At 75.3% G+C, this 6,951-nt stretch carries 3 protein-coding genes and 1 pseudogene; 2 read left to right on the forward strand and 2 right to left on the reverse strand.

What is annotated here, in order from left to right:
- A pseudogene (locus ABZ444_RS51055) lies at positions 1-1,751 on the reverse strand (DUF3372 domain-containing protein); the annotation flags it as partial.
- Positions 1,752-1,889: 138 nt separating this feature from the next.
- Between ABZ444_RS51055 and ABZ444_RS51060 the strand changes: the two are divergent.
- Complete coding sequence (locus ABZ444_RS51060; protein ID WP_358012592.1) at positions 1,890-4,139, forward strand: hypothetical protein; 2,250 nt, start codon at positions 1,890-1,892, stop codon at positions 4,137-4,139.
- Here the strand turns inward: ABZ444_RS51060 and ABZ444_RS51065 are convergent.
- Complete coding sequence (locus tag ABZ444_RS51065) at positions 4,099-5,292, reverse strand: cytochrome P450 (RefSeq protein ID WP_358012594.1); 1,194 nt, start codon at positions 5,290-5,292, stop codon at positions 4,099-4,101. The two genes, ABZ444_RS51060 and ABZ444_RS51065, sit on opposite strands and share 41 nt — an antisense overlap.
- 105 nt (positions 5,293-5,397) lie before the next feature.
- On the opposite strand from ABZ444_RS51065, the gene ABZ444_RS51070 reads away from it, so the two are divergent.
- Positions 5,398-6,951: phosphodiester glycosidase family protein (locus ABZ444_RS51070; protein WP_358012596.1), on the forward strand; the 1,554-nt coding region annotated here is incomplete at its 3' end.

Genomic DNA, 6,951 nt, shown 5'->3' on the forward strand with positions numbered 1-6,951 from the left:
CGACGCCCGCCCACAAGGCCAAGAAACACCCGGTGGGTGCTTGGGCGCAGGCGGTGTGGGTCCGCAGCCCCCCTGCCGTGGGCCGCCCCGCCGTTGGGCGCGCCGGCCAGGCCGGAGCCGAAGCCCTGCACACGCGGGTCGGCGTCGAACGGGCCGCCGCCGCGCACCGCGTCCCGCAGCCGGTCGTCGAACGTGCCGATGCCGGTGCCGGCCATGTTGGCCTGCGTGGCCTGCTCGAACCTGGCGTCGCCGGCCACCTCCCCGAAGCTCCAGCCCTCGCCGTACAGGATGATCGAGCGGCCGTCCACGCCGTCGCGCTCGGGGGTGAGCGCGTCGAGCGCGGCGCGCACGGCCAGGATGTTGGCCTTCGGGTGGTGGCCCATGAGGTCGAAGCGGAAGCCGTCCACCTTGTACTGCCTGGCCCAGGTGCGCACCGAGTCGACCACGAGCCGGCCCATCATGGCGTGCTCGGGCGCGGTGTTGGCGCAGCAGGTGGAGGTGGCCAGGGAGCCGTCCTCCAGCAGGCGGTGGTAGTAGCCGGGCACGATCGGGTCCAGCACGTCCGCCGAGTGGGTGTGGTTGTAGACCACGTCCATGACCACGCGCAGCCCGGCCTCGTTCAGCGCGGCGACCATGGCGCGGAACTCGCTGATCCGCTCGTCCGGGTCGGTCGCGTACGAGCCCTCGGGGACGGTGTAGTGCAGCGGGTCGTAGCCCCAGTTGAAGGAGTCGCGGTCCGCGGTGAGCGCCACGATCTCCTGCTGCCGTTCGGAGTCGGGCGGCAGGGCGGCGAGGTCGCAGTCGGGCTCGGTCCGGTCCGACCGGCGCTCGGGGACCGTGGCCAGGTCGAACACCGGCAGCAGGTGCACGTGGGTGAGCCCGTCCGCGGCCAGCGCGCGCAGCTCGCGCATGCCGTCGCCGTCGTGGCGGAAGGCCGCGTACGTGCCGCGCAGCTCCTCGGGCACGGTGGCGTCGGAGGCGGAGAAGTCGCGTACGTGCAGCTCGTAGATGACCGCCCGGTCCAGCGGGACCGGGGCGGGCTTGGCCAGGCGGTCCCAGCCGGGCGGCTTGAGCGCGGGGTCGTCCAGGCTCACCAGCCTGCTGCGCACCCCGTCGGGCGCGGTGGCCAGGCTGTAGGGGTCGGTGACCTCGCTGGTGACGACGCGGCCCGCGGCGGGGGAGTAGACGGTGACGCGGTAGGTGTAGTCCTTGCCGTACCAGGTGGGCAGGCCGCGGATCGACCACACGCCGGTCTCCTCGTCCAGCCGCATCGCGTGCCGGCGGCCGCCGAGCGCCAGCTCCACCCGTCGCGCGGTGGGCGCCCAGAGGGCCAGCCGGGGCAGCAGCCGTCCCGACGGCCCGAGCCCGGCGCGGACGGCCCCGGCGTAGACGTCGTCGAGCACCCCCGGGATCTGCACGCCGGTCGCCGCGGCCACCGCGCCCGACCCGTCGTGGGCCACGGCCACCACCTGGCCGCGCAGCGCCTCCTTCACCAGCCCGGCGTCCTCGGGGCGCAGCTTGAGCGCGGTGCCGCCGGCCAGGTGCGGCCACGCCCGCCGCCGGACGTCGTCCAGCGCGCCCGGCGTGAGCGGGACGGTCACGGCATGGCCGGTCAGCCGCCCGTCGTGGCAGGTGATGCCGCCGGCCGGGGCGCAGGCCAGCGCGTGCGTCAGCGACGGATCCACCGTCCAGACGACCGTCTCCCTGTCGATCCAGTGGGCCCGCGCCTCGCCGTCGCCGATCGCGGTCACGTAGATCATGGTGCCCGCCCGGCGGCGGCCCATGCGAGGCCGCCGCGCCGGGCGGCGCACAGCCTCCAGGACCGGCTCGCGTTATCGTGACCGAGCCATTACTTTGCGTCATCAGTGACTTTGCGTGATCCTGGGCTCATGGACGGATTCCTGGACCCCACCTGCGGAGGCATGACCGAACTACGTGTGCACGGCGTCTCCGGCACCCCGCCGGCGAGCATCCTCAACCATCCCCACCCGCGCCAGATCGCCGGCGACGCCACCACCGGCTTCTATCGCCGCTGGTGGCCCGGCGGCCGCCCCGACGGCGAGCAGGACGACCTGCCCGGCATCCGCCACCGCGAGGCCTACGCCTGGGGCGGCCTCACCTCGGGCGGCAGGACCATCGCCCTCTGGCTGCTCCTGCTGCCCTTCTCCCTGGCCAACCTGTCCTACTTCATGCTCCCCAGGCCCGTGGGCGGCGGCCGCCTGCGGCACGTGGCCGAGGCGGCGCAGCGGCTGTTCGCGCTGCTGCTCACCGGCACCCTCGTGGGCGCGGTCACCCGGGCGAGCGTCGACCTCATCGGCTGGCAGTGCACCGCGGCCGGCCGGGCCTGTGCCCGCGAGAGCGCGCCCGCCTGGGTCCACTGGATGAGCGAGTTGTGGGGCGCCGAGCCGTCGCGGCGGCTGGCCGTCGCCGCGCTGGCGCCGTTCGCGGTGGTCGTGCTGCTGTGGTGGCTGGCGCGGCGCACCTGGGAGCGCGACGAGCAGACCGGCCTCCCGCCCGACGGCGGCTCGCGTCCCGGGCCGTTGCTGGCCCGGCCGCGGTTGTGGCACGGCGGCGCGCCCGTGTGGCGGTTGCGGGCCGTGCACGTCGCCTTCGCGCTGGGGTCGATCGGCCTGGCGGTGTCGGCGCCGTTCGTGGGCGACCCGCGGGGGCTGGCGCTGACGGCGGCCAACGCCGCCGTCCAGGTCGCCGCCGCCGGGCTGGCGGCGCTGCCCGGCATCGCCAGGCGGCTGGCGCCGGGCGAGGCGGTCCCGCCGTGGCTCACCGGCGCGTGCCGGGCGCTGCGGGTGGCCGGGCCGCTGGCCTTCGTGGCCACGATCGCCGCCGCCCTGGCCGGGATGTCGCCCGCGCTGCCGGGGCGGCAGCTGCCCGGCATCGGCGTTGGAGCGTTCCAGTTCGCGCTGACGGTCGGGCTCGGGCTGTTCATCCTGGTGGCGACGTTCGTCCTGGCCCGCATGGACCGGCCGGCCGAGACCGGCGACCCGATCGAGCGGCGGGCGATGTGCGGCATGGCGGCCTGGTTCACGCTGATGGTGGCGGCCGGCAGCGCCAACGTGCTCGCCCTCGGCCTGCTGTTCTGGACGGCCACGTTCTTCGGCGTGCCCGCCTCGGTCGCCGAGCCCGGACCGGTCGACCGCAGGCTCTACCTCGACGACCCGGTCTGGTGGACGGCCGCGCTCGTGCCGCTGCTGGTGATCGGGTTCGTCGCCGTGGCCGCCGAGCTGTGGCTGGTCCGCGGGTCGGCCGCCGCCGCGCTCACCCCGAAGCTGACCCCCTACTACGGCGCCCACGACCGGGACGTGGCCGGCAAGTGGGCGCTGGCCTCGCTCACCGACCGCGCCGGGCTCGTGCTGGCCGTGCTCACCGGCATCGGCGTGGCCGGTTCCGGCGCGGTGACCGTGATCTACCGGTTCCACCTGTTCGCCCCGGTGGGCGGCCTGGCCGGGCTGCTGGCCTCCATCGGGAGCTGGGCCATGACGGCGATCGTCGTGGGCCTGGTCCTGCTGGGTCGCCGTACGTACAGCGACACGCGGCTGCGGCGCACGGTCGGCATCCTGTGGGACGTCTCGACCTTCTGGCCCAGGGCCATCCATCCGCTGGCGCCGCCCTGCTACACCGAGCGGGTGATCCCCGAGCTGCTCGCCCGGGTCAAGACCCTGACCAGGACCGCCGACGACGAGGTGGTGCTGTCCGGGCACAGTCAGGGCAGCGTGCTCACCGCCGCGCTCGTCCTCCAGGTGCGGCCCGAGCTGCGGCCCCGGGTCCGGCTGCTCACCCACGGCTCGCCGCTGCGCCGCCTGTACGCCGCCTTCTTCCCCGCCTACTTCGGCACCCCCGGCCTGTCGGCGATGCGCGACGCCGTCCGCTGGACGAACCTGTACCGGCTGAGCGACCCCATCGGGGGGCCGGTCTTCCGCCGGGTCGACCCGTTCGGGCCGCGTCCGGCGGGCGAGGGCGAGCAGACCGTCGACCGGTTCTGCTGGGACCCGCTCCAGCCGGGGCCGGGCGAGCCGCTGCCCGAGGCGCGCTGGCACTCCGACTACTGGCTCGACCCGGCCTACGAGGAGACCCTGGCCCGGCTCACCAGGTCAGATGGAGCTCCTCGGGCGCGCGGTGGATGAGCGTGGCGGCCATCACGACGTCCTGGCGGGCCAGCCGGAGGCCGGGCAGCTCCGCCACCAGCAGCTCCAGCGTCACCCGGAGCTGCTCGCGGGCCAGGAACGCGCCGGGGCAGCCGTGCACGCCGTGGCCGAACGCCAGATGACGGGCGCGCGGCCGGGTGATGTCGAAGACGTCGGGCCGCTCGTGCACCGCCTCGTCGCGGCCGGCCGAGGCGAAGGAGACGAAGACCGTCGAGCCCTCTCCCAAGGGCGTACCGGCCAGGGTGAGCGGCCTGGTGACGCGGCGGCGGAAGCCCTGGACGGGCGCCTCGTACCGGGCGGCCTCCTCGATCGCGGCCGGGATCAGCTCGGCCGGGCTCGCGCACAGCAGCTCCCACTGGCGGCGGTCGCGCAGCAGGCGGTGCACGACCGAGCCGAGCAGCGCGGTCGTGGTGAGGTGCCCGGCGAGCATGACGTTCTCGACGTTGGAGGCGATCTCGTCGCGCTGGGCGGCCGTCGGCTCGCCGGGGCCGGGCGCCAGGCCGCGCACCACCTCGCCGGTCAGGTCGGCGGCCCCGCCTGAACGGGCGGCGTGGGCGGCCAGCAGGCGCCGCAGCGCGGCCACGTCGCGGGCGGCGGCGATCTGCTCGTCCTCGGGCATCGGAGTGAACAGCAGGTCCTCGGCCCGGAAGCCGCCCCTGATCGCGGTGGGCACGTCGGCCGGGGGAAGGCCCAGCAGGTGGCCGATCACGGCGGCGGGCAGCGGCCTGGCGTAGCGGGACATCCACTCGCCCCCGCCCGCCTTGGCGAACGCGGTGACCAGGCCGGTGGCCGTGGCGGTGACGAACGGCAGGGCGGCGGTCACCCGGGCGGGCGACAGGCCGCGGGTGAGCGGCCTGCGGTAGCGCCGGTGCGCCTCGCCGTCGGTGCTCAGCACCACGGGCGCGCCGCCCGGCACCCCGGCCAGCTCGGCGAAGGCCCGCGGGCTCGGGATCACGTCGGGTCGCAGGGCGCCCTGGGAGGAGAAGTCGTCCGGCCTGGACAACACCTCGCGCACGTCGTCGTGCCGGGCCACCAGCCAGGCGTCCAGCTCCTCGACGAAGGTGAGCCCGGTGGCGGCGCGGGCACGGGCGTAGAGCGGGTACGGGTCGCGGTAGAGCGCCTGTCGATCCACGCGTCCCATCGTCCGGCGTGGTCCGGGGTGCCACAAGATCTGAAATTTTCTTTTAGTTCACTCCGAAGTCTTGAAACTTATATCCACGAACGATTGAGTTCGGTCGTGCAGACCCTCCGTTTCCTGGCCGCCGCCGCGCTCGTGTTAGGGCCGGTGGCCCTGAGCGCGCCCGCGCAGGCCGACCCCGCCCCGCCCGCCGAGGACGCGCTGAAGGCGTCCTCCTACCCGCCGCCCTCCACGCTGATCAGCCAGGCCACCGCCGGGCAGCCGCGCCTGGAGACGGCCAAGAGGACCCGGCCGGTCGCGCCGGGCCTCTCACTGACCTCGTTCGACACCTACGACGCGCTGGGCTGGCTGCGCGCCGACGCGCTGACCGCCGACCTCGGCGGCGGCAAGGGCGGGCCCAGGGCCGACTACGTCTTCTCCGGCGAGGTGACCAGGACCGAGCCGCTGTCCGGCCCCGCCGGCCGCTCCCGCGCGGTGGCGGCGGTCAACGGCGACTTCTTCGACATCAACAACTCCGGCGCCGCCCAGGGCATCGGCGTGCAGGACGGCACGCTGGTCCAGTCGCCGGCCGCCGGGCACGACAACGCGGTCGCCGTCACCGGCGACGGCGTCGGGCGGGTGCTCAAGATGTACTTCGAGGGCACCGCCACGCCCTCCGGCGGCGCGCCGATCGCGCTCACCCAGTTCAACCAGATGGTGCAGAACGGCGGCGTCGGCCTGTTCACGCCGCTGTGGGGCTCCTACAACCGGGCCCGCGCCGTCGAGGGCGCCGCCACGGTCGCCGAGGTCGTGCTGGTGGACGGCGTGGTCACCGAGGTGCGCGACGCCGCCGGCACCGGGCCCATCCCCGCCGGCACCACGATCCTGCTCGGCCGGGACGCCGGCGCCGCCGCCCTGTCGGCCCTGAAGGCCGGCGACCGCGTGGACGTGAAGTACCAGCCGAAGGCCTCGGACGGCTCCGCCGTCAAGGCGGCCGTCGGCGGCAACTACGTCCTGGTCAAGGACGGCGTCGTGCAGAACAGCACCGACCCGGCCGCGCACCCGCGCACCGCCGTGGGCTTCTCCGCCGACGGCAGGAAGATGTACCTGCTGACCGTGGACGGCCGCCAGGCCGACAGCCGCGGCGTCACGCTCAACGAGCTGGCCGCCATGATGGTGGACCTGGGCGCGGCCAACGCGCTCAACCTCGACGGCGGCGGCTCCTCCACCCTGCTGGCGCGCGAGCCCGGCTCGGCCGAGGTGCGGGTGGAGAACAGCCCCTCCGACGGCGGCGAGCGCCACGTGCCCAACGGCCTGGCGCTGTACGCGCCCGAGGGCAGCGGCAGGCTCAAGGGCTTCTGGCTGGAGACCGCGAGCGACCCGGCCAAGGCGCCCGGCGTCGGCCCGGTCGCGGGCGGCCGTCCCGACCGCGTCTTCCCGGGCCTCACCAGGCGGCTGACCGCCGCCGGCTACGACGAGACGTACGGCCCCGCGGCCGGCACGCCGTCCTGGCGGGCCAACCCGGCCGTGCACGGCGTCATCAGGAACGGCAGGTTCCACGCCCTGGTGCCCGGCCAGACCACGGTCACCGCCGCGCGCGGCGGCGCCAAGGGCACGATCGGCCTGACCGTGCTCCAGCCGCTGCAGCGGCTCGGCGCCACGGCCGACCGGCTC

The sequence above is a fragment of the Nonomuraea sp. NPDC005730 genome, assembly GCF_040630865.1.
GTDB lineage: Bacteria > Actinomycetota > Actinomycetes > Streptosporangiales > Streptosporangiaceae > Nonomuraea.